Genomic DNA, 25,977 nt, shown 5'->3' on the forward strand with positions numbered 1-25,977 from the left:
CGCTTAATCGATCACCTGAATGATCCGGCGCGTCTGCGGATCGACCACGACGTATTCATCGTTGACGCGGGTATAGCGGTAGCGATGCGCGCCATACTGCTGCGGCACGTCGTAATAGGTCACGCCGATTTCCGGCAACGTTGCGCCGACGATGATACGGCCGGGTACGGTGTAGTTCGGGACGTTCTCCTGCACGAGATATTCACGGAAGCGCGGCCGGACATCGGGCGAGATACCTTCCACCACCATGCCGGTTGTTGCGCCCTCACGCACGATGATGCGGTCCTGTGCGTGCGCAAGTGCAGGCAGGCCGGCAGTACCGGCGAGGACGGCAAGAACAAGTGCTGACTGTCGCATGTCTGTCTCCTGTAAAGTGATGCCGGCTGAGAGCGGCTGCCGGTCAATTCACGGAGACGAGGGGTGTTCCTGCACCAGTCGTGACATCATTGGGGCCATTTTGTGCGGGAGTGGAACTGATCGGCTTTCAGAATCGTCGTTGATCGTCTATCGCGCTGAGCGATACGTCCCGCGACGAACTCAACCCCGTGCTTCCAGGAGATGCCGTCATGACGATTACTGTCGCCCATCTGCAACCTGTTGTCGCGTTGATCGCCGGCATCCTGATTCTCCTCGTGCCGCGGCTTCTGAACTTCATCGTCGCGATCTATCTGATTTTTGTCGGCATTCTCGGGCTCGGCATTTTCCGCTGAGCTAGTCGAAAGTCGATATTGCGGCGACGTGCTATGCGTCGCGCATACCTTGCATCACGCCTTCAAACCGTGGTGTAACGCGCCTGCTTTCCAATTCCATCCAGCGACTGGCGGTCATGGCAAAAGCTCTCTCCAGGGTCAAAAAATCATCCGTAAAAGCAAAATCCTCGAACAAGCGCGCGGCGGCCTCACGCAAGACCGTGCAAAAGGCGCCGCCCCGCAAGGTGCCTAAAAAGGCGGCCAAGAAAACGCCAACGAAAGCGGCCAGAAGCGCGCCCGCGAAAGCGCTGACGAGAGCGGCTCCGACCAAAGCCCGCACCCCGGCGAAAGCCCTGAAATCCTCCGCCGCCAAACGGCCGACGATCACGAAAACCGCCGCGAAATCCGGCAAATGGGTCTACCTCTTCGGCGACGGCAAGGCCGAAGGCAAAGCGAGTATGCGAGACCTGCTCGGCGGCAAAGGCGCCAACCTCGCCGAAATGTCCAACCTCGGGTTGCCGGTCCCTCCCGGCTTTACCATCCCGACCACGGTCTGCACCTACTTCTACGCCAACAACAAGAGCTACCCGAAAGAGCTGAAGGCTCAGGTCGAGAAGGCTCTCGATATTGTCGGCAAGGCTGTCGGCAAGAAATTCGGCGACGCCAAGAACCCGCTGCTCGTCTCCGTGCGCTCCGGTGCGCGCGCCTCGATGCCGGGCATGATGGACACCGTCCTCAACCTCGGCCTCAACGACGTGACGGTGGAAGCGCTGGCTGCGAACGCCAGCGATCGCCGCTTCGCCTTTGACAGCTACCGCCGCTTCATCACCATGTATTCGAACGTGGTGCTGGGCTTCGAGCATCATCACTTCGAGGACGTGCTCGACACCTACAAGGACAGCAAGGGCTACTCGCTCGACACCGATCTCAATGCAGACGACTGGCAGGTTATCGTCGGCCGCTATAAGGAAGTTATCGCGCGCGAGACCGGCAACGACTTCCCGCAGGACCCGCACGAACAGCTCTGGGGTGCGATCGGCGCAGTGTTCGGCTCGTGGATGACGGCGCGCGCCGTCACCTATCGCCGCCTGCACGATATCCCTGAATCGTGGGGCACCGCCGTCAACGTGCAGTCCATGGTGTTCGGCAACATGGGCGACACCTCCGCGACCGGCGTTGCGTTCACGCGCAACCCCTCGACCGGCGAGCGCCGCCTCTACGGCGAATTCCTCATCAACGCGCAGGGCGAGGACGTCGTCGCCGGCATCCGTACGCCGCAGGAGATCACCGAGGCGGCGCGCAAGGAGTCCGGCTCCGACAAGCCGTCGATGGAATCGGAAATGCCCGAGGCTTTCGCCGAGCTGACGCGCATCTATCAGAAGCTCGAGAAGCACTACCGTGACATGCAGGACATGGAATTCACGGTCGAGCAGGGCAAGCTGTGGATGCTGCAGACCCGCAACGGCAAGCGCACCACCAAGGCGGCGCTGCGCATTGCGGTCGAGCTCGCCAATGAAGGTCTGATTTCGAAGAAGGATGCCGTTGCGCGCATCGAGCCCGCCTCGCTCGATCAGTTGTTGCATCCGACCATCGATCCGAACGCCGAGCGCGATATCGTCGCGACCGGTCTGCCGGCGTCGCCGGGTGCCGCGTCGGGCGAGATCGTGTTCTCCTCCGATGAAGCCGCGAAGCTGCATTCCGAAGGCCACAAGGTGGTGCTGGTGCGTGTTGAGACCTCGCCCGAGGACATTCACGGCATGCACGCCGCCGAGGGCATTCTCACCACGCGCGGCGGCATGACCTCGCACGCGGCGGTGGTCGCGCGCGGCATGGGCAAGCCCTGCGTCTCCGGCGCGGGCAGCATCCGTGTCGATTACGGCCGCGGCACGCTGTCGGTCGGCGGTCGCACCTTCAAGGCGGGCGACATCATCACCATCGATGGCTCACTCGGTCAGGTGCTCGCGGGCCGCATGCCGATGATCGAGCCGGAGCTGTCCGGGGAGTTCGGCACGCTGATGGGCTGGGCGGATCAATTCCGCAAGCTCAAGATCCGCGCGAATGCCGATACGCCGGCGGATGCGCGCACTGCGCTCCGCTTCGGCACCGAGGGCATCGGCCTTTGCCGCACCGAGCACATGTTCTTCGAGGAGACGCGTATCCGCACTGTTCGCGAGATGATCGTCGCCGAGGACGAGCAGGCGCGCCGTGCGGCGCTTGCAAAACTGTTGCCGATGCAGCGCGCTGATTTCGTCGAGCTGTTCGAGATCATGAAGGGCCTGCCGGTGACGATCCGGCTGCTCGACCCGCCGCTCCACGAATTTCTGCCGCACACGCAGCACGAGATCGAGGAAGTCGCGCGCGTTCTCAACACCGATCCGCGCAAGGTCGCCGATCGCGTGCGCGAACTCGCCGAGTTCAACCCGATGCTCGGCTTCCGTGGCTGCCGTCTCGCGATTGTCTATCCGGAGATCGCGGAGATGCAGGCGCGTGCCATCTTCGAGGCGGCGGTGGAAGCCGCCAAGCGCACCGGCAAGCCGCCGGTGATCGAGGTGATGGTACCGTTGATCGCCACCCGCAACGAATTCGACATCGTGCGCGACCGCATCGATGCGATGGCGCAGGCGGTGGTGAAGGAAACCGGCGGCAAGCTGACCTATCAGGTCGGCACCATGATCGAACTGCCGCGCGCCTGCCTGATGGCGGGCGAGATCGCCAAGAGCGCGGAGTTCTTCTCGTTCGGCACCAACGATCTCACGCAGACGGGCTTCGGCGTCAGCCGTGACGATGCGGCGTCGTTCCTCGGCCCGTATCTCGCCAAGGGCATCCTCGAAACCGATCCCTTCATCTCGATCGACCGCGATGGTGTCGGCGAGCTGGTGCGGATCGGCGCCGAGCGTGGCCGCAAGGTGCGCGCGAAGCTGAAGATGGGAATCTGCGGCGAGCATGGTGGCGACCCGGCATCGGTCACGTTCTGCCACGAGGTCGGGCTCGATTACGTCTCGTGCTCGCCCTATCGCGTGCCGATCGCGCGCCTCGCCGCCGCGCAGGCCGCGCTCGGCAAATCGGCGGCGGGTCAGGCCTGATACGCCGGTTACGATAGAATTGATGAAATTGCGGGCCGCGCCTTCATGAAAGAAGGTGCGGCCTTCGCTTTTGTTGACCGATTGTTTACCACGCTGTGAGAGCGGCCGTTTACTAAAGAGCACGATTCATCGCGTCAGCGGTGCGATAGTGTTGCGTGTGGCGGCGCAGTCGCACGATTAACTCAGCAGCAACTTTAATTCGATAACACCGAAAACGATCAAATTGCACTGAATGTGCGAGGAGATCGCGTGTGTGACGTGTGTTGCGTGAGCGTAATATGGTTATGTTGCGTAACAGGCTGAAGGGCGCAAAGGTTGCGCCCTTCAGTTTTGTTGTCTGCCTTCTGGCGCTGATGCCGACCGAGGTCGGCTATCAGGATATCGCCGCGCAGCTCGCGCGCCAGCCGGGCGTTGCGCAACGGTGGCAGCAGCATATGGTGTCCTCGCCGGGCAATGCGCTGCGCGTCGCGTCCTTCAATTTCGTCCGCCCGATCGGCACCAACGTGCCGCAAGCCGCCTCGTTGACGCTCGCAAGCCTCGGCGGCCGCGATGTCGACATCACAGGCTCGCTCGGCCGTCACGCGCTCGGGCAGGCTGTGCGCCCGCTGCAGCCTTCCGATTATCCGACCGTGATGCGTGCCGCGAAGGGTGATCGCCTTCCCGTTGCACCGCGCTCGGTCTCGCCCGCGCCGGAACAAACATCTGACGCGGAGAGCGCAGATGCGTCCACTGAGGCCGCACCCGATACATCGGAGAATGTCGCGGCAGCGAGCGAGCCGCTCGACCGTGAACTGCAGGAGGCGCTCGATGCGCCCCGCCTGCCGCAATACGATGCACCGAAGACCGATGATGCCGTGCTTGACGACAACGCGCTCGTTGCTCTCAATGCCACGCCCAACCGTGCGGTCGCGCCGCGCGACCCGTTCACCGTCAAGACTTCGAGCCTGTTCTTCGGCAGCGCCGCGCTCGGGGAGAGCGGCGAGCGGCTCGAGCGCTGGCAGCCCGGCGAGGAGCCGGTGGTGATCGTGCCGGGCCCGGATCCGGACCTGAAGCGGCAGGTGACGCTGTCGCCGCATGCACCAAGCGATGCGGAGAGCGGCGAGTCGATCGCGCCGAAGGGCGAGGTCAACAAGGATTCACCCGCGCAGCGGCTGAAGCTGGACGCCAAGGCGCGCGCCAAGGGCGAGAAGTGCCTCGCGGAAGCGGTCTATTACGAAGCGCGCGGCGAGGCCGTACGTGGCCAGATCGCGGTGGCGCAGGTGGTGATGAACCGCGTGTTCTCTGGCTTCTATCCGACCACGATCTGCGGCGTGGTCTATCAGAACAAACATCGGCATCTCGCCTGCCAGTTCACTTTCGCCTGCGACAACGTCCGCGACGTGATCCGCGAGCCGGAGATGTGGGAGCGCGCGAAGCGCATTGCGAAGGCGACGCTCGACGGCAAGCTGTGGCTGCCGGAAGTCGCGAAGTCGACCCACTATCACGCCTACTGGGTGCGCCCGTCCTGGGCGAACGAGATGAAGAAGATGTATCGCTTCGGTGTGCACACCTTCTATCGGCCTCGCGCATGGGGCGACGGCAAGGATGCACCGAGTTGGGGTTCGCCTTCGCAGACGGCGGAAATCTCCAAGGAACTGCTTGAAGCGGCAAAGAGCTCGGCCGAGCAGGGCTACAAGCGCTAAGGGCGCTCCGATTGATCGAAACATATTGATTCTGTCATGGCCGGGCATAGCCCGTCCTAGACGGGTGTAAACGCCCTTATGTCTCGGCCATCTACGTCTTAGAATGCTTTACAAAGAAAGACGTGGATACCCGGCATAAAGGCCGGGCATGACGAGTGGCGGGTTTTGTTCAAACCAATTGCCGTAGCGCGTTGAGCTAAACCTCAATATCCAGCGCGACGTCGAAATTCGGTGCCGAGTGCGTGAGCGCGCCGGAGGAAGCATAGTCGACGCCGGTTTTGGCGATCTCGGCGATGCGCTCGACCGTGACGCCGCCTGACACTTCCAGCACTACGCGGCCCGCCGTCAACGCAACAGCCTCGCGCAGCGTCGGGATATCCATGTTATCGAGCAGCACGACGTCGGCGAGCCCGGTTGCGAGCACCTCGCGCAACTGATCGAGCGTATCGACCTCGATCTCGATCTTGACGAGATGGCCTGCGACCGCACGAGCGCGCGTCAGCACCGCGGCGATGCTGCCCGCGACCGCGATGTGATTGTCCTTGATGAGGATGGCATCGTCGAGGCCGAAGCGATGATTGAAGCCGCCGCCGCAGCGCACGGCATATTTCTCCAGTGCGCGCAGGCCCGGCGTGGTCTTGCGCGTGCAGCAGATCCGCAGCTTGGTGCCTGCCGTTTCCTTCACATAGTTCGCCGTCAGTGTCGCGATGCCGGAGAGGCGGCCGACATAATTGAGTGCGACACGCTCGGCCGAGAGCACGGCGCGCGCCGAACCGGCGAAGGTGAGAAGCGGTTGGCCCTTCGTCACGGTGTCGCCGTCGCGGGCGCCGGCTTCGATTTCGATATCGGGCGCGAGCATGCGGAATGCGGTCACCGCGAGCGGCAGACCTGCGATGGTACCGGCCTGACGTGCCACCATCACGGCGCGCGCGGGCATGCCGTCCGGAATGGTGGCGATCGAGGTCACGTCACCGGCGCGGCCGAGATCCTCAGACAGCGCGTGACGGACGGCGTCCTCGATCACCAGCGGTGCGAGGAAGGCGTCAGGCAACAACAGCAGCGAGGCGGGTGAGACCGGCGCGCTCATCTCATGCTCCCGCGGCAAGCTGCAGCGGTGCGCCGTGCGCGATCTCGGCGGCGACGGCGCGCGTCGCGGACAGCGTCGTCATGGTCCGTCGCGCGAACACAGGAACGGCGACCGGGAAATCGGAGCGGAAATGCGCGCCGCGGCTTTCCTCGCGGACATAGGCGCTGGTAGCGACGATCAGCGCTGTGGTCGCCATGTTGCGCAGTGCGCGGCTCTGCGAGGCAGCTTCGATCTCACCGAAGATGCGGACCGCTTCCGCAAGTCCGTCCGCATTGCGGATGACTCCGACATGCGCGCTCATGGTCTGGCGCAGCTTCGTCTCGAGATCGCGTTCGACGGCGGCGTTGGCCGTTTCTGTTGTAGCGGGAAGCGGAGCCGGTGCGTTCCATGTGAAGCGGCCGATGTCGTCGGCAATGCGTGCGGCGTAGACCACGGCTTCCAGCAGCGAGTTGGAGGCCAGGCGGTTGGCGCCATGCGCGCCGGTCGAGGAGACTTCGCCTGCGGCCCACAGGCCGACGATGGACGAGCGGCCGCGCCCGTCCACCGCGATGCCGCCCATGTGGTAGTGCGCGGCGGGCGCGATCGGAATGGGCTGCGTCGCCGGGTCGATGCCGCCCGCGATGCAGCTTGCATAGACGGTCGGGAACCTTGAGGCGAACTCTGCGCCGACGGCTTTGGTCGCGTCGAGGAAGGCGCCGCGCCCGCTGGCGTTCTCCGCGAACACGCCGCGCGCCACGATATCGCGCGGCGCGAGTTCGCCGAGCGGATCGCGCTTCAGCATGAAGCGCTCGCCCGCGCCGTTGATGAGTGTCGCGCCTTCGCCGCGCAACGCTTCGGTGGCGAGCGGGGCAGGGTCCTTGCCGATCATTACGGCGGTCGGGTGAAACTGCACGAATTCCGGATCGGCGATCACCGCACCTGCGCGCGCGGCGATGGCGAGGCCGCCGCCATAGGATTCGGAAGGATTGGTGGTGACGGCATAGAGATGGCCGATGCCGCCGGTCGCCAGCACCACGGCGCGCGCGGGCAGCGTCCGCGTCTTGCCGCTGGCGGTGCTGCGCAGCCGCAGCCCGGCGACGGCGCCATCCGCGACCATGAGGTCTTCGGCGGTGTAGCCTTCGATGATCCGGATCGACGGCGTCTTGCGCACGGTCTCGATCAGCGCGGTGATGATCGCCTTGCCGGCACGGTCGCCCTGAACGTGGACGATGCGGCGCGCGGAGTGCGCGGCCTCGCGGCCGACTGCGAGCTTGCCTTCAAGGTCGCGATCGAACGGCACGCCGTAGCGCAACAGGTCCTCGATGCGGCCTGCGGCTTCGCGGGCGAGTCGATGCGCTACCGCTTCATCGACGATGCCGCCGCCCACTGCAATGGTGTCGGCCGCGTGGGATTCCGGCGTGTCGCCTTCGCCGACGGCCGCCGCGATGCCGCCCTGCGCCCAGACGCTCGATGCGCCTTCGCCGAGCGAGGCCGCGGAGATCACGGTGACGGGGCGGGGCGCAAGCTTCAGTGCGCAGAACAGACCGGCGAGGCCCGCGCCGACGATGACGACATGGTCGGAGGCTGTATTCATAAAATCAGGATGCGCAATCGCACTCATAGGACGTACTCCAATCGCATGTGCGATCTGCTCCCTCTCCCCTGCGGGGAGAGGGTCGGGGTGAGGGGGATCAATGTCCAAATCATTGGCATGGAACCCCCCTCACCCGGCGCCATAGCGCGGCGAAGACGCGCGTCAGCGCGCTTTTGGCGCCGACCTCTCCCGCAGGGGAGAGGTGCGAGCTCGTTGGTTAGTTCTTCAGATTGACCATCCGCTCCACCGAGCGGCGGGCCTTGTCCGCGATCATCGGATCGATCACGATTTCCTCGCGCATGTAGAGCAGGCTGTCGAGAATCTTCGGCAGCGTGATGCGCTTCATGTGCGGGCAGAGGTTGCAGGGCTTGACGAAGTTCACCTCCGGCAACTCCGCCTGCACGTTGTCGGCCATCGAGCACTCGGTGACCATGACGACGCGCTTCGGCTTGTTGTTGCGAACCCAGTCGATCATGTGCGCGGTCGAACCGGTGAAGTCCGCCTCGTTGATGACGTCGGGCGGGCACTCCGGGTGCGCGATGATCTGCACGTCGGGGTCGGCCGCGCGATAGCTGCGCAACTCGTCGCCGGTGAAGCGCTCATGCACCTCGCACGCGCCCTTCCAGGCAATGATCTTCACCTTGGTTTTCGTGGCGACGTATTTCGCGAGATACTGGTCCGGCACCATGATGACGGTGTCGACGCCGAGGCTCTCCACCACCGCAACCGCGTTCGACGAGGTGCAGCAGATATCGACTTCCGCCTTCACATCGGCGGAGGTGTTGACGTAGGCGACAACCGGCACGCCGGGGAAGCGCTCGCGCAGCAGGCGAACGTCCTCGCCGGTGATCGAGGAGGCGAGCGAGCAGCCTGCGCGAGAATCCGGGATCAGCACGGTCTTTGACGGGTTCAGGATTTTCGACGTCTCGGCCATGAAGTGCACGCCGCACTGGACGATGACGTCGGCCTTCACCTTGGTCGCCTCGATGGCGAGCTTCAGCGAGTCGCCGCCGACGTCGCCGACGCAATGGAAGATTTCAGGCGTCTGATAGTTGTGCGCGAGGATCACGGCGTTGCGCTCGCGCTTCAGGTCGTTGATCGCCTTGATGTACGGCGCCATGAACGGCCACTCGACCGGCGGGATAACTTCCTTGACGCGCTCGTAGAGGTGCGCGGTCGCGCGCTCGACCTCGGGCGTCCACTCAAGAGCGGGCGTCGGCAGCGAGGTGAAGCGTTCGCGGGCGTCGCAGCGCGGCGCATCCGTGTTCCGGGCCAAAGCGGGGGTGCCGAAATCTTCGGGTCCGAACAATCCAGTCAGGGGCATGGTCACCTCCCATATATACTCCGATTGAGCATATATGAACGCTGAGAAAGCCGGCCTAGGCCGGTACATTGCCCGCCTCGAGAAATCGCCGGTATGGCGACCATTATTCTCAATTAGAGCAAAACTAATATAACAGGTCTTTGACGACCTCGCCAGACCTTCTCCCAAATTTATTGCGCAGGGAATAAGAGGCCTTCTGCATAACACCATCGTCGATTTGACGCTTCGCAACCCGATACTACTGTGCGGCTGCACGAAATAAGGGAGCGAGTTGTGGGAACGTTCAAAGCCATCCGCATCGACAAGGCCGACAAGGGCACCGTCGCGTCGCTGACGCAGTTTGACGAAAGCGAATGGATGGAGGGCGACGTCGTCGTCGCCGTCGAATGGTCCACTCTCAATTACAAGGACGGCCTCGCGCTCACCGGCAAGGGCCCGGTGGTGCGGCGATTTCCGATGATCGCCGGCATCGACTTCGCCGGGGCGGTGATTTCCTCCGAGCATCCGAAGTGGAAGGCCGGCGACAAGGTGATCGGCACCGGTTGGGGCATGGGCGAGACCCATCTCGGCGCCTATGCGGAAAAGACCCGCGTCAAGGGCGACTGGCTGGTGCGGCTGCCGGAGGGCCTGAGCGCGCGCGAGGCGATGGCGATCGGCACCGCGGGCTTCACCGCCATGCTGTCGGTGCTGGCGCTGGAGCGGCACGGCATCACGCCTGCGGACGGGCCGGCAGTCGTGACCGGTGCGGCCGGGGGCGTCGGCTCGGTGGCGGTGAGCCTGCTTGCGAAGGCGGGCTACCATGTCATCGCCTCGACCGGGCGTGTCAGCGAGAGCGCCTACCTGAAGGATCTCGGCGCAGCGGAAATCATCAACCGCGAGGAGCTGTCCGGCGCGGGACGGCCGCTCGGCAAGGAGCGCTGGGCGGCGGGTGTCGACAGCGTCGGCTCGACCACGCTCGCCAATGTGTTGTCGATGACCAAAGCTCACGGCGCCATCGCCGCCTGCGGCCTTGCCGGCGGCATGGACCTGCCTGCCACGGTTGCGCCTTTCATTTTGCGTGGGGTGTGCCTTTTGGGTATCGATTCCGTGATGTGCCCGCTGCCCTTGCGCGATGTCGCATGGGCGCGGCTTGCCACCACCCTCGACAAGGCAAAACTTGCTGAAATGACACGGGAAATCACCCTCGACGAGGTGATTGGCGCCGGCTCCGACATTCTCGCGGGCAAGATTCGCGGGCGCGTGGTGGTGAAAATCGTCTGACGCCGTTCAGGGTTTGCAAACCATAGTGCTCCATTCTTGCCATCGTTGATATGGTAATCAGGGATTTAAGGCCGGACGGTTGTCGCGGCTTCCATCCCGATATGTCCCGAGTTGGAGTGGTCTGCATGTTCGCACGGTTGGCTTTTGGAGTTGTGCTCGCCGGGTGCATGGCCGCGCCGGCTTTCGCCGAGCAGATGGACGCCAGCCAGGCGCGCAAATTCGTCACCAACAAGCTGTTCTCGTTTACCTGCTTCGACGGCACGCGCGGCGCGGGCCGCATCTATGACGACGGCTCCGCAGCAGGCTCCGTGCAGTTCAGCGGCACCGGGCCGCTGCGCCACATGCGGCTGCCGAGCAATACGCTGCAGGTTCGCTCGGGCAATGTCTGCGCCTCGGTGAAGGGCCTTCCGTTCGAGCCGTGCTTCAACCTCAACAAGCATGACGAGGTGAGCTTCCGCGGCTCGGTCAACGGGCTCGGCTTCGCCTATTGCGACTTCCGCCGCCAGGGCAACGTCCGCACCTTCCTGACGCGGATGATCCAGCGCAAGCCGCGCTCGCTCCATGCGCCGAACAAGGCGAACGAAGTGCGCGCCGATGCCAGCCGCGCCGAAGCGCGCTCGGAGCCGGTCGCCGAACTGCGCCGGACCAAGGCGGACTAAACCGATTTAGTTTGGACTCGCGCCTTCACCTCTCCCTACGCGAGAGATGAGAACCATCATTCATGCGAGATGTGGTGCTTGCGGATGCGGCGCACTGTCGCCCAGATTCCAAGTGCCGCGACCGGAATGAACGCCGCGATCATGTAGACCGGATCGATGTGCACGTAGCCGGTCTCGTGAATCGCCTTGGCGACGTAGCCGAACAGGCTGACGACGTAATAGGTGATCGCCGCGACCGACAGCCCTTCAACCGTCGTCTGCAACCTGAGCTGCATGCGCGTGCGCTCGTTCATCGACTTCAAGAGTTCCTGGTTCTGCTTTTCCAGCTCGACGTTGACACGAGTGCGCAACAGGTCGGCGGCGCGCGTCAGTTTCAGTGACAGTTCGCTCTGCCGCGTCTCGGTGGTGATGCAGGTGCGGATCGCGGGCGCCATTCGCCGTGCGAGGAATGAAGTCCAGGTCGGCAGCCCGCCCATCTTGCGCTCGCCGATGGTGGCGAGACGCTGGTGGATGATCTCGTCATAGGCCCGCGTCGCACCGAAGCGGAACACGCTCGCGGCGGCGCCGGCTTCGAGGTCGGAGGCGAGACCCACGAGTTCGTCGAGAAGCTGGCGGTTGCTGCCGAGGTCGGTCGCCTCGCGCATCTTCCGCGTCACCTCGGTGAGCTTCTGTTCGATCTTGTTGATCGAGGGCGCGAGCCGCTGCGCTTCGGGCAGGCCGAGGAGCGCCAGCGTCCGGTAGGTCTCTATCTCGATCACGCGTTGCACGAGCGCGCCGGCGCGATCGCTCGCAAGGCCGTTGTCGGTGATGAGAATGCGCACGAAGCCCGACGGGTCGAGCCGGAAGTCTGTCGCATAGGATGCGGAGCCGTCGGAGTTTTCGGCGCTCGCAAGGCTTGCACGATCGAAAATATCTTCGAGCGGAAGGTGGTTCGGATCCTTCCGCAGGATGTGCAGGTCGATCGCAACCAGCAGCGGTCCGGGCTGGGGAATGGCGCGGGTCTGCGGCTCGATCACCGCAACGTTCGGCGTGAACGGCGCATCGCTCGATGCGGACGGCATCTCCCAGGTGTAGGTGGTGAATTCGGAGTGTTGCTCCCAGCGCAGCACCGTGGAGCCGAGTGCGACGCGATAATGCTTTTCCGCAGGCAGCGGCCCGGCAAGGCCGCGCGTCGTGCAGAACGCGAACAGGTTCACCCGGTCGGTCTGCGCGGCCGCCTCGTCGGTCTGGAAGGCGAAGTGCAGGATGCGCCGTGGCACCGCGAGCGCGGTGAACGGGCGGGCGTGCAGCTCATTGAGGATCGAGGCGCGCAGCCGGTGCGGCACCAGCGGAGGCAACATGGTTGGCTCGCCGGTGGGGCCGGACGTCGTAACGTCGCTGCTCGAAGAGTCTTGCATGCTCAAAGGTCCTCGCCTTCATCGCCGGTGAGGGAGTGGTGCGGCCCCTGCGGCGTCAGAAAATCGTGATCCCGCGTCGGAGCGGGAGCCTGGTCCTGAAAATCATCTATCACGGCCATATCTGGGACCGATAAAATTTTTCAGGCGATGCGATGGACTATAAAACCTTTTGATGAAGCCTGTGCCTGTCCTGCAGGCATTGGCTGCGGGCTTTTTCGGCGGGTCGTTAAGGTTACCTGCGCGCGCGCACCCGCAACCCCGGGGCCGGGCGCTCCTGCAGCACCTCGCGACGGAAGCGAAACAAGGCGGCCGGGCGCCCGCCGGTGCGGGTCGAGACTTCACCGGTCGGCTCAGTCAGCGCACCCGCTTCCACCAGGCGACGGAAGTTTTGTTTGTGCAGATGGCGGCCGGAGATCGCCTCCACCGTGTGCTGCAATTCGGTCAGCGTGAATTCCGGTGGCAGCAGTTCGAACACCACCGGGCGGTATTTCAGTTTCGAGCGCAGCCGCGCAATCGCGGTCGCGAGAATGCGACGATGGTCGAAGCGCATCGCGGCGCCGAGCGGCGGCAGTGACTTGCGCGCGAGTGCTGCCGGGCGACCGTCGCGCTTCGCTTCCTCGACAAGGCCTGCCTCGTAGAGAAGCTCGTAGCGGTCGAGCACGTGCTCCTCGTCCCAGTGCGCGCCTTCCGCGCCGAAATAAAGCCGCACGCGATCGGCGCGGCTGAGCGCGCGGTTGGCGTTCGATGCATCCGATTTGTCCGCCCAGGCTTTCAGTGCGGGCAAAATTTCCTGATCGATGAGAGCGGGCTTGGTGACGCGCCAGTCTTCCCACGGGAAATAGCGGTACCACGGCTCGAACGTTGCGCCCTCGACCTTGGGCGAGGATTCGCCATCGACGCTGCGCGTCAGCGCGAGATAGCCGATCGAGGCGACGTGCATACCGGTGTGGTCGGCGGTGGCGTGGCGGCCGCGGTCGCCGAAGGTGTAGAGCTGCTCGACATAACCGAGGCGGAGGCCGGTCTGCTCGGCAACCCAGGCGCGCAGCCCGATCTCGAACGTGCGATGGCTCACCGCATCGAACGGGCCGAACGGCAGCCCCGCGAGTTCATCCTCGTCGCCGGGGGCGGTGAGGATCAGCGGCTCGTTGTCGTTGATCGAGACGATCGCGGCGGTGAGGCCGATCTCGATCGGGGTCAGCGACTTCTCGGCCATCGCGTTACTCGATGTGGATGCGGAACGGTCGGCCTTCCAGCACGGCGCTGCCGGGGCCGATATGATCGAGGGCGCGGACCATGCGGCCGTCGCGGCCGAGGATCTGGTCGGCCAACTGCACGATCAGCCGGTTCGGGCTCGCACTTGGCGAGGCGGCGCGGATCGCGCTCGCGATCTCGCTTTCGTCGCGGCCGGGGTTGAGCGCGCAGGCGGCGAGAAAGGCGGTCGCGGTCGAACGGCTGATCCCCGCGAAGCAATGGACGACGAGCGGCGCGCGGCGGTCCCAGTGCCGCACGAAGTGCAGCACGGTCTCGATATGCGTGGCTGCGGGAACCTTGAAGCCGTCGGCGGCCTCGGTGATATCGTCCATCGAGACACGCAGATGGTTCGCCGCGAGGATAGAGGCGGGCGTCTGCGCCTTCTCGACCTTCCCCATCACGGTCACGATGTGACTCGCGCTGACGGCGGCGACGGTGGAATGAAGCTCGGCGAGCGAACAGACGTGGATCATCAAGGGCCTCGGGATATCAGCCCTCTATACGTCAGGCAGACGCGCGGGCAAAGCGCGGCGGGGCGGACCGACTATGCGGTCAACGACTGGCAGCGCGCGAGGAACAGCTTTTCCGCCTTGGTCGCCGACCAGGGCGTCAGATAGCTGTCGACGCTCGCCGGGCTGAGTTTCGGGTCGCGGCCGAACAGGCGTTTCGCCTCGGCCTGGCTGAAGCCCGCAAGGCGCGTCGCCTCGAGATAGGCCGCACCGATATCGGCGGCCTTGATCATGGTCTCGATCTCGGCGGGCAGCACCGCAGGCAGGCCGAAGCGCAGATGGATTGCGGCAAGAAGTCGCCGCTCTACGACTTTGTAGGAGCCGCCGATCACCGCCTTGAACGGAGAGATCATGTCGCCGATGACGTATTCGGGCGCATCGTGCAGCATTGCCGCGAGCCGCACCCGGCGGTCGACGCGCGGCGCGTGCGTCCGCAGCACTTCCTCGACCAGCAGCGTGTGCTGCGCCACCGAGAAGATATGCGCGCCGTGGGTCTGGCCGTTCCAGCGCGCGACGCGGGCAAGCCCGTGGGCGATGTCGGTGATTTCGACATCGAGCGGCGAGGGATCGAGTAGGTCGAGACGGCGGCCCGACAGCATACGCTGCCAGGCACGAGGCGCGGGCTTTGCGGGTGTGCGTTTCGCCGTCATGAGGCTTTGCGGGAAGTCTTGCGTTGGCGCTTCGGTTGCCCGCAGGTGGCATGGCAATGGCAGGTGATCATGTGATCGTTGACCATGCCGGTTGCCTGCATGAAGGCATAGACGATGGTCGGGCCGACGAACTTGAAGCCGCGCTTCACAAGCTCCTTCGACATCGCAATCGACTCCGGCGTCGAGGTCGGAACCTGCCCTTTACTGCGGAAACGATTCATCTTCGGCTTGCCGTCGACGAAGCTCCACAACAGCTTCGAGAAGCCGGGGCCTTCCTCCATGATGACGAGATAGGCCTGCGCGCTTTTCACCGCGCCTTCGATCTTGGCGCGATTGCGCACGATGCCGGCATCGTTCATCAGCGCGGCGATCTTCTTCGCGTCGTAACGCGCAATCTTCACCGGATCGAAATCGTCGAAGGCTTTGCGGAAATTGTCGCGCTTGCGCAGGATGGTGATCCACGACAGCCCCGCCTGGAAGCCATCGAGGATCAGCTTCTCGAACAGTGCACGGTCGTCATATTCCGGCACGCCCCATTCCTCGTCGTGATAGGCAACGTAGAGCGGGTCCTCGCCCGGCCAGGCGCATCGCGGCAGATCTTTCACGCGCGAAAGAGCAGGGCTCATGTGACGGCCTTCTTCGGCAGCGCGATGTCCTGCGGCGCGACGAAGGTCAGCGCATGGCCCTCGGCCGTGACCGCCAATCCGGATTCGATCGCATCGTTGACGCGGTCGACGCGCAGCAGCGCGAGTCCGTGTCCGCCCGCGGAGGAGCCGAACGTGCCGACCGTCTTCTCGCCCGCCATCACCGTCGTGCCGGACGCAACATCGCCGTCGATGCCGACGCGGACGATGCGGTTACGCGCGGTGCCGCGATGCTGCATGCGGGAGACGACCTCCTGGCCGATGTAACAGCCCTTGTCGAAATCGACGCCGTGCAGGCGATCCATGTTGGCATCGTGCGGGAAGGCGTCGTTATAACCGAAGTCGACGCCACCGCGTGGCGCGCCGCAGGCAATCCGGTGGGCCTCGTAGTCGGCCTCGCTCGTCATCGTGGCGCCGATGGCCGCTGCCGCCTTCTCCGCAAGCTCCGCGGGCACGAGGATACGCCAGCCGAGCTCATTGTCGCGCGGATCGGCGAACGCGAGGTCCGGCGTCATCTGCGGTTGTCCGTCCCAGACGGCCAACACGCCGAGCGAGTCGGAAAGGTTTTCGATCACGACCTTGGCGCGCAGCTTGTAGATCGACAGGCGCGCGGTGAGCGGCTGCGCGAGGCTTTTCGGGCAATCGAGCAGAAAGCCGCCACCATGGCCCGCGGGAATCTCGGTGACGAGAAAGTCGGCGATGATCTTGCCCTGCGGCGTCAGCAGCGCGCCGAAACGGCCAAGGCCGGGGCGGACCAGTTCGATATTGGTGGTGACGAGGCCGTTGAGAAAGTGGCGAGCGTCCTCGCCGCCGACTTTGATCACGCCCCGATCGGAGAGAAATGCGGATTTCATGGGATTCTTGATCGGCAAGTTCTTGAAAGACGTTGATCGGCAGAAGTTTCGCGAAGAATCGCACATCGCCGATATCGCCATGAAACGTAAGGCTGTAAGGTGCGCGCAACAAGCCCCGCGCGCGGCTTGCGCGGCGCAAATGTGACATTCCAGCAGCGGCATTTCAGATAATGGCTCAGACCTTCGATCTCCTCCTCAAATCCGGCACCGTGGTCAATCAGGACGGGGAGGGGGTGCGCAACATCGGCGTCACCGCGGGGCGCATCGCCGCGCTCGACGTGCCGGACGATGCCAGTGCCGGCGAGGTGATCGACTGCAAGGGCCTGCACATCCTGCCCGGCGTGATCGATACCCAGGTGCATTTTCGCGAACCGGGCCTCACCCACAAGGAAGACCTGGAAACGGGCTCGCGCAGTGCGGTGATGGGCGGCGTCACCGCCGTGTTCGAGATGCCGAACACCAACCCGCTGACGATCACCGAGGAAACCTTCACCGCAAAGATCAACGCCGCGCATCACCGCATGCATTGCGACTTCGCCTTCTTCATCGGCGGCACGCGTGAGAACTATCGCGATCTGCCGGAACTCGAGCGCGCGCCGGGCTGCTCGGGCGTCAAGGTGTTCATCGGCTCATCGACCGGCAGCCTACTTGTCGAGGACGATGACGGCCTGCGGCATATTCTGAGCGCGATCCGCCGCCGCGCCTCGTTCCACGCCGAGGACGAATATCGCCTCAACGAGCGCAAGAATCTGCGCATCGAGGGCGATCCGCGCTCGCACCCGGTGTGGCGCGATGAGATGGCGGCGCTGATTGCGACCAAGCGGCTCGTCGGCATCGCGCGCGAATACGGCAAGCGGATTCACGTTCTGCATATCTCGACCAAGGAAGAGATCGCCTACCTGCGCGATCACAAGGACGTCGCAACCTGCGAGGCGACGCCGCATCATCTCACGCTCGCCGCGCCCGAATGCTACGAACGGCTCGGCACTCGCGCGCAGATGAATCCGCCGGTGCGCGATGCAACCCATCGCGAGGCGATCTGGCAGGGCATCTCACAGGGCATCGTCGACGTGCTCGGCTCCGATCACGCGCCGCATACGCTGGACGAGAAGGGCAAAACCTATCCGGCTTCGCCTTCCGGCATGACCGGCGTACAGACGCTGGTGCCGATCATGCTCGATCACGTCAATGCCGGGCGGCTGTCGCTTGCGCGCTTCGTCGATCTGTCGAGCGCGGGGCCGGCGCGCATCTTCAACATCGCCTGCAAGGGCCGGATCGCAGCGGGCTACGATGCCGACTTCACCGTCGTCGATATGAAGCGCAGCGAGACGATCCGGAACGAGGACAACGCGTCGCGCGCGGGCTGGACGCCTTATGATGGTGTGAAGGTGAAGGGCTGGCCGGTCGGCACGTTCGTTCGCGGACGGCGGGTGATGTGGCAGGGCGAACTTGTGGCGGCATCCGGCGGCGAACCGGTGCGCTTCATGGAAACGCTGAAGCCGTAATTCCTGGTGAGAGAATACGCTGCTTGCGTCATGGCCGGGCTTGTCCCGGCCATCCACGCCTTGGCGACATCCGCAGAAAAAAAGCGTGGATCACCGGGACAAGCTCGGTGATGAAGGTCGCGTGTTTTTTGAATCTATCTGGGTCCCCGCTTGCGCGGGAACGGCGATAGTGCGTGGGATACCTTGAGCGTCGTTACTGCTTGAACGTCACCAGCGAGAATTCGCCGCTGCGCACGCGTGCGGGCAGACCCTCGACGAACTTCGCCACCGCATCCTCGCCGTAGGTGTTCACCAGTTCGGCGAAGGCCGCGAACAGGCTCGCCTGCGCGAGGCAGTCGCCGTCGATGCCGTCGTGAAGCGCTTCCGCCCACGCCTCGTTTAGATAGGTCAGCGCGGCCTGCTTCTGTTCCTGATCGGGGAGAGCGGCACGGGACGGAGCGAGACGGGAATACGACATGAACGATCCGGAATCAGGCGCGGCGCGCCGTTGAAATGTTCCAGAGCTTTAACATGGGGGGCGGGCGAGCCCAGTCAGTTCTTGCGAAAGGGTTAACGCAAACGAGACGGCTGTAGATAAATCAGTTGGCATATCGCGAAGTCAGGTTCCGCGAGATGTCGGCGCCCTCGACGAGGTAGCGGCGGACCACGAGATTCGCCGCCGGGGTGCAGGTCCGGTAGGTCTGCTGGAAGCCGTTATAGCCGCGGTTGAAACTGGCGATCATCCGGGTGCGGCGGTCGCCGGACGGCGTCTCGGCCTCCACCAGCGCCTGCATCTGCGTGCGCCATTTCTGGCCCTCGTTGGTGCCGCAGATGCCGCGCAGGTAATGCAGCGCGCCGAGGATTTCCGCGAGCCGCTGCAAATCGGCATCGAACGGCGCGGCCTCGTCCTCCGCCCGCGCGGCGGTGGCCGGCAGCAGGATCAGGCAGGTGAGGAGCACGGCGAGGGCACGGCGCAGCATGGCGGGGGTCATAACCCTGCCGGCGTGGCGTAAGCAAGGCGGCTCTCGCGGCAGGCCGAGGCTGGCTTATGGGGTCGCCGCCAGAATCCGCTCGACGGAGAGCATGACGTCCCGCAGCCCTTCGGTCACCGGCAGGTTGCCGAGCTGCCCGGACGTCAGCCATTTGGCGTCGTCGAGTTCGTCGTTGAGATTAATCTCGCCGGACACCCAGCGGGCGGCAAAGGGCAGGATGATGAAATGGCGGCCGGCGCCGGTCCTGAGCGGCAGGGCCTCGCGATACCCGGCGAGCCCCACGACCTCGATGGTGAGGCCGGTTTCCTCCATCACCTCGCGTGCGACCGCCTCGGTCAGGGATTCGCCGAATTCCACACGGCCGCCGGGGAAGGTGTAGATGCCGCGGGCCGGGTTGCGGTTGCGGCGGGTGAGCAAGATCTTGCCGTCGCGGAAAATGCCTGCGCTGACCGCGATCTGCGGCCGTGCGGCGAGGGTGTCGTTCACGTCTTCAGGATTCCATGATGCTGTCGATATCGGTGCCGTCGGAGACACCGTGGATCAAAGCGCCAGCCATCGCAAGCAGAGGCTGAATCCAGCCGATTGCCTCGGTGGCGAGCCTGATGCGGGTGGTGTCCTGTCTGGTGCTGCGCATGCCTTCGCTGACCGCCACCAGAATATCGCGCATCGAGCCGATCACGCGGTCGAATTCGGCCTTCATCGCGACCTCGGCCTGCTCATAGGCCTCGATGGTGAGCTCTCGCGCCTTGAGGTTCGAGGCCTCGAAATGCTGACGGTAGGTCAGCGGCCGCCAGCTCAGGAAATCCTCGGCGCATTCGGGCATGTCCGGGATCATTTCGAGCAGCATGATCGCTTCGTTGAAATGATTGAGATAGTCGGTCGCGAGCCCCGTGCGCGGATTGATGTTGTTGTCCTTCAGCAGTTTGTCGCGAGCCGCTTTTGCCGCGGCATCGGGTTGGCTCATCGTCAGGGCTGAAGATTGGGATAACGCCATTGCGGGCTTTGAAGGGTCTGATGCGGCTGGCTAAAAGGTTACAACGCGGCCCATTAATGATCGGTATCTGGTTAGAGGGAAGGCATGTGCGGGCGATTCACGCTGACATCGGCGCCGGCTATCCTGCGGCAGGCCTTCAACTATGCCGAGCAGCCGAACTTTCCGCCCCGTTATAACGTTGCGCCGACGCAGCCGGTCGCGGTGGTGCTGGCCAGCGAGGGCGCGCGGCATTTCCAGTTGGTGCGCTGGGGATTCATCCCGGCCTGGGTGAAAGACCCGAAGGCGTTTTCGCTCGTCATCAACGCGCGTTCCGAAAGCGTGCTGGAGAAGCCTGCGTTCCGCAATGCGATCCGGCGGCGGCGCTGCCTGGTGCCGGCCGACGGCTATTACGAATGGCAGGCGGGCGGCGCGCGCAAGCAGCCGTTCTACATTCACCCGCGCGACGGCGCGCCGATGGGCCTCGCCGGAATTGCCGAGACATGGGTCGGGCCGAACGGTGAGGAACTCGACACCGTGGCGATCGTGACGACAGCGGCGCGGGAGGAGATGGCGCATCTGCATGCGCGCGTGCCGGTGCTGATCGCGCCGAATGACTATGCCTGCTGGCTCGACGGCGGCGAGGCCGCAACGGCGGAGGCGATCCGTCTGTTGCAGCCGCCGCCCTCGGGAAGCCTCGCGTGGCATCCGGTGTCGGTCGAGGTCAATCGTGTTGCGAACGATCACGCCGGGTTGCTGGAGCGCATCGAGCCTGTTGAAGTTGCGGAGCCTGAGAAGCCGGAGGCTTCGTCGCGTCGTGCCACGCGTCGCGCGTCGGAGGAGAGGCAGGGCTCGCTGTTTTAAATTGATCTGATGGAAAGACTCGTCATGGCCGGGCTTGTCCCGGCCATCCACGTCTTCCTTCGGGCGAAAATTTTAAGACGTGGATGCCCGGCATAAAGCCGGGCATGACAAATCTCACACCACCTTGCCCGGATTGAGAATGTCGAGCGGATCGAGCGTGCGCTTCAGCGTGCGCATCAGGTCGAGCGCGACCGGGTCCTTTACATGCGCAAGCTCGTCACGCTTGAGAAAGCCGATGCCGTGTTCGGCAGAGATCGAGCCGCCATGCTTCAACACGATCGCGTGGACGACTTCGTTCATCTCATGCCAGCGCGCGAGATAGGCCGCCTTGTCGGCACCAACGGGCTGGCTCACGTTGTAGTGGATGTTGCCGTCGCCGAGATGGCCGAACGCCACCGCCCGAGCGCCGGGAATGAGCTTCGCCACCGCTGCATCGGCATCGGTGAGAAACGTCGGCACCGCCGCCACCGGCACCGAGACGTCGTGCTTGATCGAACCGCCTTCGGGCTTCTGTGCGGGCGAGATCACCTCGCGTAGCGTCCAGAACATCTTGCGCTGCTCAAGGCTTGCAGCGATCACCGCATCGTCGGCCAAGCCATCTTCCATCGCAGCAGACAGAATGTCCTCAATCAGTGTGCGCGCATCTTCGCGCGGCGAGGAAATTTCCATCAGCACATACCAGCGATATGGGCCTACGAGCGGCGCGCGCAAGCTCGGCCCATGCTTCACCGCGAACGACACCGCGACGTCGGAGATCAACTCGAAGCTTGTCAGCGTCGCGCCTGCGGCGGCCTGCGCGCGGTTGAGAAGCGACAGTGCGGCTTGCGGCGAGGCAAGGCCGACAAAGGCGGTCTCGACCGTGCGCGGCTTCGGCAGCAGCTTCAGCACCGCCGCGGTGATGATGCCGAGCGTGCCTTCGGAGCCGATGAACAGGTTGCGCAGATCGTAGCCGGTATTATCCTTCTTCAGCTTCGACAGGCCGCGCAAAATGCGACCATCGGCGAGCACGACTTCAAGCCCGAGCACCAGATCGCGCGCGATGCCGTAGGACAGCGCGGCGATGCCGCCGGCATTGGTGGAGAGATTGCCGCCGATGGTGCAGCTTCCCTCCGAGCCGAGCCATAGCGGGAAGATGCGGTCGGCCTGTTCTGCCGCCGTGTGGGCATTGGCGAGAATGACGCCGGCCTCGCAGATCATGGTGCTGGAGGCAGCATCAACCTCGCGGATCTTGTCGAGGCGGCGCAGCGAGATGACGATCTCGCCGTGATGCGGGATCTGCCCGCCGACGAGGCCGGTGTTGCCGCCCTGCGGCACCAGCGGCGTCCGCGTCTCGCTCGCGAGCTTGCAGATCGCCGCGACTTCGTCGGTGCTGCCGGGGCGCAGCACCAGCGGCGTGCGGCCCTGATAGAGGCCGCGCTCCTCGACGAGATAAGGCGCCTTATCCGCCTCGCCACTGACGGCATGCTTGTCGCCGACGATGGCGCGGAAACGCGCAAGCAGATCGTCGGAGAGGGGCGCGGCCGTCATGGCGCGGGCCGCTCGGCGGCGGCGCGGCGCAGCCGGTCGTTGATCGCCTCGCCGAGGCCGGCAGTGGGAATCGGCATCACGGCTATCGTGCGCGCGCCGGTCTCGTCCAGCGCCCGCAGATGGCTGAACAGGTTGGCAGCAGCTTCGATCAAATCGCCACGCGGCGAGAGGTTGAGCGTGCGGCCCGCAGGCGCACCGGGGAGCGGCGGGCCGAAGGCAAGCAGCGCCTCGCCGTTGCGAAGCTCCGTGGCATTGAGTCGGACATTGGCTGAGGGCGCATAATGCGAGGCCAGCATGCCGGGCGCGAGCGGGCCGTTCTGCACAGGCGCGGGCTGGCGCGCCAGCGGCGTGCCGAGTACGGCTTCGATCGCGGCACGAGGTGTGCCGCCGGGGCGCAGCAGAATGGGGGTACCAGTGCAGCCGACGATGGTCGATTCGACGCCGACCTGGACCGGTCCGCCATCGACGATGAGATCGATCCGGCCGTCGAGATCATCACGGACATGCGCGGCGGTCGTCGGCGAGACATGGCCGGAGCGATTGGCCGAAGGGGCGACGATCGGCCGGCCGAGCGCCTGCAGAATCGCCTGCGCCACCGGATGCGCCGGAATCCGCACGGCGACCGTCTCGAGCCCCGCGGTGGCGAGGTCCGAAACCGGGCAATCGGCCGTTTTGGGCAGCACCAGCGTCAGCGGCCCCGGCCAGAAGGCCCTCGCAAGCTTGAAGGCGGTGTCGTTGAAGCGGGCGATGCGCTGGGCGGCTTCCAGCGTCGGCACATGGGCAATGAGCGGGTTGAAGGAGGGCCGCCCCTTGGCTTCGTAAAGCCGCGCAATGGCGCTTCCGTTGGTGCCGTCCGCGCCAAGGCCATAGACGGTCTCGGTCGGGAAGGCGACGAGGCCGCCAGCCGCCAGACATTCTGCCGCCGGGCGGGTCGCCTCCGCCGCGGGAAGGATTTTTGTGGTCAAAATCAGGGTCATCGCGCCCTTTTATGAGCGCTGGGCGCGCCTGCGTCAAAGCGTTCTCGCGCGCCTTGCGGCGAGCGGAGGGCGCGGCTATAAGACCCGCCTCAACGTCGGAGTGTGGCTCAGCCCGGTAGAGCACTGCGTTCGGGACGCAGGGGTCGCAGGTTCGAATCCTGCCACTCCGACCATTTTTTCAAATCCCTGAAATTGACCGGTATTTCCTCGCAGCGGAGCGTGTGACATACGCGTCCGGCGCTCGGTGAATTTCGGCGCAATCCCTCCTGAAAGCCGGGAGATGAGGCCGCCGCTTTCCGGCAGGTTGCTCCAAGCCGCTCTCGGCCGGGTTGCCGGCCATGGATGGGGCCTGCCGGCGCAATGTCATCGTCAGACCAGTGGTGGTGGTACCTGTTTTCAGGATATCTGCACCCTTGGCCCTCACAGAAGGTGCATTTCCGCCCGCCGATGTTCGAGGGCACGGTCTGTCAGACTTTGAGCGATGCTCAAACATTTGCGCGATGCATGAGTCTGGCGCGTCATCTCTTCGGCCAGCCGGCATTGGAATGCGATGCTGACCGGAAATTCAACATCAGGCGTGGCGACGGCTTGATGCGCGCGCTCGAAGCTCAGGCATGCGATGAGTTTGGAGAGTTATACGCGAGGTGAAATTTTGACGTCGCGCGATTGACGAGCATGCGATATCAGCGGCTGACCTTGGTCCAGATCTCGCCGCCGCAGATCGCGCCGACGCAGCCTTCCACGCGTAGCCGCGAAGGGCCCTCGATAGCGACCTTGCTCGCGTAAAACTGGCCGTCGTCGGCGTTATAAATGCGGCCGGCCCAGGTTGTCGCGCTGGTCTCGCGCATGTCGTTGAAGAGATTGAGCCCGATGATCGGGCGCTGTGCCAGCGCGGGATTCGGATTCTTGTTGTCAACCGCGGGCCTGCCGGTGTCCGGATCGATCGGCTCACGCAAGCCGACGACCTTGCCGCAAATGCCGCTACCGCAGGTGGTGACGCGCACCGTGGCATCGCCTTTCTCCGTCCGCCACGTGCCGACAACCGGATTGGTATTCTGCGCGGCAGCGGGAAGCGGGACCGTGAGCGTCATCGCAACGCATGCGAGACCGGCGAGAAGGATGTTGTGTGCGGAAAGAACCATCAGGACCGTGCGTGATTGTGGAACCGAGGGGCGAATGACGGGGGAATCGTCTCGAATCTCCATATCTGATATGGGCGATCGGGCTCTCATCTTCAATGCACCGAAAAGCCACCGGGGAAAAGGCTGCGGGATTCCCGTTGTGCCATTCTCACCAGATAGGTAAGGAATTTGTTAGCCCGGCAGGCGGTTGTGCGAGGCCGCCCTGTGCATCATACGATTTAATCGATCGCCTGATTCAATAAGTCGCACTGAGTACGAAAAATGCCGAACACTATAGCCGAAGTCCTGAAGGCATTTGCCGCGGGTGAACTCGTTGTCGTGACCGACGATGACGACCGTGAGGGCGAGGGCGATCTGATTGTTGCCGCCACCTTATGCACGCCGGAGAAGATGGCGTTCATCATCCGCCACACTTCCGGTATCGTATGTGCACCGATCACCGTCGAGGATGCGCGGCGCCTGCGGCTCGATCCGATGGTCGCGAACAACGATTCCAACCACACCACGGCATTCACGGTCTCCATCGACTACAAGCCCGGCATGACGACCGGCATTTCGGCGGAAGAGCGGCTTGCCTGCTGCCGTGCGCTCGCCAACCCGAATGCGGGTGCCGCGGACTTCGCCCGGCCGGGCCACGTCTTTCCGTTGATCGCGCGCGAGGGCGGCGTGCTGCTGCGCTCCGGCCATACCGAGGCGGCGGTTGATCTCTGCAAGCTCGCGGGCCTGCCGCCGGTCGGCGTCATCAGCGAACTGATGAACGACGACGGCACCGTGATGAAGGGCGAGCAGGTGACGAGCTTCGCCGCCAAGCACAACCTCAAGCATGTCACCATTGCCGACATGATCGCCTATCGGCAGGCGCGCGAGAAACTGATCGAGCGTGTCTCCACCTTCACCGTGGATTCGCCGATCGGCCCGATGCAGGGCTATGCCTATCGTTCGCCGTTCGATCCGGTCTATCACGCGGCCTTCGTCTATAATGGTGTCGGCGACGGCAAGGGTGTGCTAACCCGCATTCACAAGCCGAACCTCACGCGCGACATCTTCTTCGGATCGGAGCGCCTTGCGAAGGTGCTGGAGCGGTTCAAGGCGAACGGCAGCGGCGTGCTCGTCTATCTGCGCGACGGCGTGGTCGGCGTGCCGGTGGCGCCGATCGATCAGCATCATTCCTCGGAGGCGGATCGCAATCGGCAATGGCGCGAGATCGGTGTCGGCGCACAGATCCTGCGTGACCTCGGCGTGACGTCGATCCGCCATCTCACCTCCGCGGTCCATGACTACAAGGGTCTGTCGGGATACGGCATCGAGATCGTGGGGAACGAGCTGTTCGAGAGCTGACACGATTTGCGAAAGGCCGGC

Annotated in this window: 27 protein-coding genes and 1 tRNA gene; 10 read left to right on the top strand and 18 right to left on the bottom strand. The window is 64.4% G+C overall.

What is annotated here, in order from left to right:
• Positions 1-3: 3 nt before the first annotated feature.
• Positions 4-357, bottom strand: coding sequence for a DUF1236 domain-containing protein (locus OCA5_RS05740; protein WP_012564082.1), 354 nt, complete (start codon positions 355-357; stop codon positions 4-6).
• 209 nt (positions 358-566) lie between these two features.
• On the opposite strand from OCA5_RS05740, the gene OCA5_RS18685 reads away from it, so the two are divergent.
• Complete coding sequence (locus tag OCA5_RS18685) at positions 567-710, top strand: DUF3096 domain-containing protein (RefSeq protein ID WP_012564081.1); 144 nt, start codon at positions 567-569, stop codon at positions 708-710.
• A gap of 31 nt (positions 711-741) precedes the next feature.
• Here the strand turns inward: OCA5_RS18685 and OCA5_RS19450 are convergent, their stop codons facing one another.
• Positions 742-1,101 carry a hypothetical protein gene (locus tag OCA5_RS19450; protein WP_244396082.1) on the bottom strand — a complete coding sequence of 120 codons (360 nt, stop codon included), beginning with the start codon at positions 1,099-1,101 and terminating at the stop codon, positions 742-744.
• A 46-nt stretch (positions 1,102-1,147) separates the two neighbouring features.
• Here OCA5_RS19450 and ppdK point away from each other — a divergent pair, with 46 nt between their 5' ends.
• Positions 1,148-3,772, top strand: coding sequence for a pyruvate, phosphate dikinase (gene ppdK, locus OCA5_RS05745; RefSeq protein ID WP_244396081.1), 2,625 nt, complete (start codon positions 1,148-1,150; stop codon positions 3,770-3,772).
• Positions 3,773-4,050: 278 nt separating this feature from the next.
• Entirely contained in the window at positions 4,051-5,454 is a 1,404-nt protein-coding gene (locus OCA5_RS05750) for a cell wall hydrolase (protein ID WP_013912937.1), read from the top strand.
• Positions 5,455-5,650: 196 nt separating this feature from the next.
• Here the strand turns inward: OCA5_RS05750 and nadC are convergent, their stop codons facing one another.
• From nadC to nadA, 3 genes are all read right to left on the bottom strand, one after another.
• Entirely contained in the window at positions 5,651-6,541 is an 891-nt protein-coding gene (gene nadC, locus OCA5_RS05755) for a carboxylating nicotinate-nucleotide diphosphorylase (protein ID WP_012564078.1), read from the bottom strand.
• A 1-nt stretch (position 6,542) separates the two neighbouring features.
• A complete protein-coding gene (locus tag OCA5_RS05760; protein WP_012564077.1) occupies positions 6,543-8,141 on the bottom strand; it encodes an L-aspartate oxidase in 1,599 nt (532 codons plus the stop codon).
• 190 nt (positions 8,142-8,331) lie between these two features.
• Positions 8,332-9,438, bottom strand: a complete 1,107-nt coding sequence (gene nadA / locus OCA5_RS05765) for a quinolinate synthase NadA (protein WP_012564075.1) — start codon at positions 9,436-9,438, stop codon at positions 8,332-8,334.
• A gap of 273 nt (positions 9,439-9,711) precedes the next feature.
• Between nadA and acuI the strand changes: the two genes are divergently transcribed.
• The gene (gene acuI, locus OCA5_RS05770; RefSeq protein WP_012564074.1) at positions 9,712-10,698 is read left to right on the top strand and encodes an acrylyl-CoA reductase (NADPH); all 987 of its coding nucleotides are present in this window, start codon (positions 9,712-9,714) and stop codon (positions 10,696-10,698) included.
• 125 nt (positions 10,699-10,823) lie between these two features.
• Positions 10,824-11,357: a hypothetical protein gene (locus OCA5_RS05775; RefSeq protein ID WP_012564073.1), complete on the top strand. Its 534-nt coding sequence runs from the start codon at positions 10,824-10,826 to the stop codon at positions 11,355-11,357.
• Between the two features lie 56 nt (positions 11,358-11,413).
• On the opposite strand, the gene OCA5_RS05780 is transcribed toward OCA5_RS05775, so the two are convergent.
• The 6 genes from OCA5_RS05780 to ygfZ form a co-directional block, all read right to left on the bottom strand.
• Positions 11,414-12,697, bottom strand: coding sequence for a DUF3422 family protein (locus OCA5_RS05780; RefSeq protein WP_012564072.1), 1,284 nt, complete (start codon positions 12,695-12,697; stop codon positions 11,414-11,416).
• A 289-nt stretch (positions 12,698-12,986) separates the two neighbouring features.
• A complete protein-coding gene (locus OCA5_RS05785) occupies positions 12,987-13,967 on the bottom strand; it encodes an NUDIX hydrolase (protein ID WP_012564070.1) in 981 nt (326 codons plus the stop codon).
• 4 nt (positions 13,968-13,971) lie between these two features.
• Entirely contained in the window at positions 13,972-14,478 is a 507-nt protein-coding gene (locus tag OCA5_RS05790; RefSeq protein WP_013912940.1) for a tyrosine phosphatase family protein, read from the bottom strand.
• A 71-nt stretch (positions 14,479-14,549) separates the two neighbouring features.
• A complete protein-coding gene (locus tag OCA5_RS05795) occupies positions 14,550-15,164 on the bottom strand; it encodes a YfbR-like 5'-deoxynucleotidase (RefSeq protein ID WP_012564068.1) in 615 nt (204 codons plus the stop codon).
• Positions 15,161-15,790 carry a DNA-3-methyladenine glycosylase I gene (locus tag OCA5_RS05800; RefSeq protein ID WP_012564067.1) on the bottom strand — a complete coding sequence of 210 codons (630 nt, stop codon included), beginning with the start codon at positions 15,788-15,790 and terminating at the stop codon, positions 15,161-15,163. Before OCA5_RS05800 ends, OCA5_RS05795 begins: the two co-directional genes overlap by 4 nt.
• Positions 15,787-16,662 (bottom strand): CAF17-like 4Fe-4S cluster assembly/insertion protein YgfZ, encoded by an 876-nt coding sequence (ygfZ, locus tag OCA5_RS05805; protein ID WP_013912941.1) that lies wholly within the window; start codon positions 16,660-16,662, stop codon positions 15,787-15,789. Before ygfZ ends, OCA5_RS05800 begins: the two co-directional genes overlap by 4 nt.
• Here ygfZ and OCA5_RS19105 point away from each other — a divergent pair.
• The gene (locus tag OCA5_RS19105; RefSeq protein ID WP_158306802.1) at positions 16,661-16,807 is read left to right on the top strand and encodes a hypothetical protein; all 147 of its coding nucleotides are present in this window, start codon (positions 16,661-16,663) and stop codon (positions 16,805-16,807) included. The genes ygfZ and OCA5_RS19105 overlap by 2 nt on opposite strands.
• A gap of 25 nt (positions 16,808-16,832) precedes the next feature.
• Positions 16,833-18,167, top strand: a complete 1,335-nt coding sequence (locus tag OCA5_RS05810; RefSeq protein ID WP_012564065.1) for a dihydroorotase — start codon at positions 16,833-16,835, stop codon at positions 18,165-18,167.
• Positions 18,168-18,360: 193 nt separating this feature from the next.
• Here OCA5_RS05810 and OCA5_RS05815 read toward each other — a convergent pair whose 3' ends face one another.
• The 4 genes from OCA5_RS05815 to OCA5_RS05830 form a co-directional block, all read right to left on the bottom strand.
• Positions 18,361-18,624 carry a hypothetical protein gene (locus OCA5_RS05815; RefSeq protein ID WP_012564064.1) on the bottom strand — a complete coding sequence of 88 codons (264 nt, stop codon included), beginning with the start codon at positions 18,622-18,624 and terminating at the stop codon, positions 18,361-18,363.
• Positions 18,625-18,745: 121 nt separating this feature from the next.
• Entirely contained in the window at positions 18,746-19,126 is a 381-nt protein-coding gene (locus OCA5_RS05820; protein ID WP_041559597.1) for a TIGR02301 family protein, read from the bottom strand.
• Between the two features lie 66 nt (positions 19,127-19,192).
• Entirely contained in the window at positions 19,193-19,624 is a 432-nt protein-coding gene (locus OCA5_RS05825) for an NUDIX hydrolase (RefSeq protein WP_012564062.1), read from the bottom strand.
• Between the two features lie 4 nt (positions 19,625-19,628).
• Positions 19,629-20,132 carry a hypothetical protein gene (locus OCA5_RS05830; protein WP_013912942.1) on the bottom strand — a complete coding sequence of 168 codons (504 nt, stop codon included), beginning with the start codon at positions 20,130-20,132 and terminating at the stop codon, positions 19,629-19,631.
• An 84-nt stretch (positions 20,133-20,216) separates the two neighbouring features.
• Between OCA5_RS05830 and OCA5_RS05835 the strand changes: the two genes are divergently transcribed.
• Entirely contained in the window at positions 20,217-20,972 is a 756-nt protein-coding gene (locus tag OCA5_RS05835; protein WP_012564060.1) for an SOS response-associated peptidase, read from the top strand.
• Positions 20,973-21,086: 114 nt separating this feature from the next.
• Here the strand turns inward: OCA5_RS05835 and OCA5_RS05840 are convergent, their stop codons facing one another.
• Both OCA5_RS05840 and OCA5_RS05845 read right to left on the bottom strand, forming a co-directional pair.
• On the bottom strand, positions 21,087-22,499 hold the full coding sequence (locus OCA5_RS05840; protein WP_012564059.1) for an FAD-binding oxidoreductase: 1,413 nt from the start codon (positions 22,497-22,499) through the stop codon (positions 21,087-21,089).
• Positions 22,496-23,476, bottom strand: a complete 981-nt coding sequence (locus tag OCA5_RS05845) for an L-threonylcarbamoyladenylate synthase (protein ID WP_013912943.1) — start codon at positions 23,474-23,476, stop codon at positions 22,496-22,498. Before OCA5_RS05845 ends, OCA5_RS05840 begins: the two co-directional genes overlap by 4 nt.
• A 96-nt stretch (positions 23,477-23,572) precedes the next feature.
• Here OCA5_RS05845 and OCA5_RS05850 point away from each other — a divergent pair.
• Positions 23,573-23,649 (top strand) — tRNA-Pro (locus tag OCA5_RS05850).
• A 510-nt stretch (positions 23,650-24,159) separates the two neighbouring features.
• Here OCA5_RS05850 and OCA5_RS05860 read toward each other — a convergent pair.
• Positions 24,160-24,618: a DUF2147 domain-containing protein gene (locus tag OCA5_RS05860; RefSeq protein ID WP_012564057.1), complete on the bottom strand. Its 459-nt coding sequence runs from the start codon at positions 24,616-24,618 to the stop codon at positions 24,160-24,162.
• 261 nt (positions 24,619-24,879) lie between these two features.
• Here OCA5_RS05860 and ribB point away from each other — a divergent pair, with 261 nt between their 5' ends.
• Positions 24,880-25,956, top strand: coding sequence for a 3,4-dihydroxy-2-butanone-4-phosphate synthase (gene ribB / locus OCA5_RS05865; protein WP_012564056.1), 1,077 nt, complete (start codon positions 24,880-24,882; stop codon positions 25,954-25,956).
• Positions 25,957-25,977: the final 21 nt, after the last annotated feature.

The organism is Afipia carboxidovorans OM5, from assembly GCF_000218565.1.
Lineage (GTDB): Bacteria > Pseudomonadota > Alphaproteobacteria > Rhizobiales > Xanthobacteraceae > Afipia > Afipia carboxidovorans.

What these genes read in the sequence shown, in the direction of transcription:
- OCA5_RS05740 (WP_012564082.1), bottom strand. Translation starts at nt 357, where the DNA reads ATGCGACAGTCAGCACTTGTTCTTGCCGTCCTCGCCGGTACTGCCGGC.
- OCA5_RS18685 (WP_012564081.1), top strand. Translation starts at nt 567, where the DNA reads ATGACGATTACTGTCGCCCATCTGCAACCTGTTGTCGCGTTGATCGCC.
- ppdK (WP_244396081.1), top strand. Translation starts at nt 1,148, where the DNA reads ATGCGAGACCTGCTCGGCGGCAAAGGCGCCAACCTCGCCGAAATGTCC.
- OCA5_RS05750 (WP_013912937.1), top strand. Translation starts at nt 4,051, where the DNA reads ATGGTTATGTTGCGTAACAGGCTGAAGGGCGCAAAGGTTGCGCCCTTC.
- nadC (WP_012564078.1), bottom strand. Translation starts at nt 6,541, where the DNA reads ATGAGCGCGCCGGTCTCACCCGCCTCGCTGCTGTTGTTGCCTGACGCC.
- OCA5_RS05760 (WP_012564077.1), bottom strand. Translation starts at nt 8,141, where the DNA reads ATGAGTGCGATTGCGCATCCTGATTTTATGAATACAGCCTCCGACCAT.
- nadA (WP_012564075.1), bottom strand. Translation starts at nt 9,438, where the DNA reads ATGCCCCTGACTGGATTGTTCGGACCCGAAGATTTCGGCACCCCCGCT.
- OCA5_RS05775 (WP_012564073.1), top strand. Translation starts at nt 10,824, where the DNA reads ATGTTCGCACGGTTGGCTTTTGGAGTTGTGCTCGCCGGGTGCATGGCC.
- OCA5_RS05780 (WP_012564072.1), bottom strand. Translation starts at nt 12,697, where the DNA reads ATGTTGCCTCCGCTGGTGCCGCACCGGCTGCGCGCCTCGATCCTCAAT.
- OCA5_RS05785 (WP_012564070.1), bottom strand. Translation starts at nt 13,967, where the DNA reads ATGGCCGAGAAGTCGCTGACCCCGATCGAGATCGGCCTCACCGCCGCG.
- OCA5_RS05790 (WP_013912940.1), bottom strand. Translation starts at nt 14,478, where the DNA reads ATGATCCACGTCTGTTCGCTCGCCGAGCTTCATTCCACCGTCGCCGCC.
- OCA5_RS05795 (WP_012564068.1), bottom strand. Translation starts at nt 15,164, where the DNA reads ATGACGGCGAAACGCACACCCGCAAAGCCCGCGCCTCGTGCCTGGCAG.
- OCA5_RS05800 (WP_012564067.1), bottom strand. Translation starts at nt 15,790, where the DNA reads ATGAGCCCTGCTCTTTCGCGCGTGAAAGATCTGCCGCGATGCGCCTGG.
- OCA5_RS19105 (WP_158306802.1), top strand. Translation starts at nt 16,661, where the DNA reads ATGGGATTCTTGATCGGCAAGTTCTTGAAAGACGTTGATCGGCAGAAG.
- ygfZ (WP_013912941.1), bottom strand. Translation starts at nt 16,662, where the DNA reads ATGAAATCCGCATTTCTCTCCGATCGGGGCGTGATCAAAGTCGGCGGC.
- OCA5_RS05810 (WP_012564065.1), top strand. Translation starts at nt 16,833, where the DNA reads ATGGCTCAGACCTTCGATCTCCTCCTCAAATCCGGCACCGTGGTCAAT.
- OCA5_RS05815 (WP_012564064.1), bottom strand. Translation starts at nt 18,624, where the DNA reads ATGTCGTATTCCCGTCTCGCTCCGTCCCGTGCCGCTCTCCCCGATCAG.
- OCA5_RS05820 (WP_041559597.1), bottom strand. Translation starts at nt 19,126, where the DNA reads ATGCTGCGCCGTGCCCTCGCCGTGCTCCTCACCTGCCTGATCCTGCTG.
- OCA5_RS05830 (WP_013912942.1), bottom strand. Translation starts at nt 20,132, where the DNA reads ATGGCGTTATCCCAATCTTCAGCCCTGACGATGAGCCAACCCGATGCC.
- OCA5_RS05835 (WP_012564060.1), top strand. Translation starts at nt 20,217, where the DNA reads ATGTGCGGGCGATTCACGCTGACATCGGCGCCGGCTATCCTGCGGCAG.
- OCA5_RS05840 (WP_012564059.1), bottom strand. Translation starts at nt 22,499, where the DNA reads ATGACGGCCGCGCCCCTCTCCGACGATCTGCTTGCGCGTTTCCGCGCC.
- OCA5_RS05845 (WP_013912943.1), bottom strand. Translation starts at nt 23,476, where the DNA reads ATGACCCTGATTTTGACCACAAAAATCCTTCCCGCGGCGGAGGCGACC.
- OCA5_RS05860 (WP_012564057.1), bottom strand. Translation starts at nt 24,618, where the DNA reads ATGGTTCTTTCCGCACACAACATCCTTCTCGCCGGTCTCGCATGCGTT.
- ribB (WP_012564056.1), top strand. Translation starts at nt 24,880, where the DNA reads ATGCCGAACACTATAGCCGAAGTCCTGAAGGCATTTGCCGCGGGTGAA.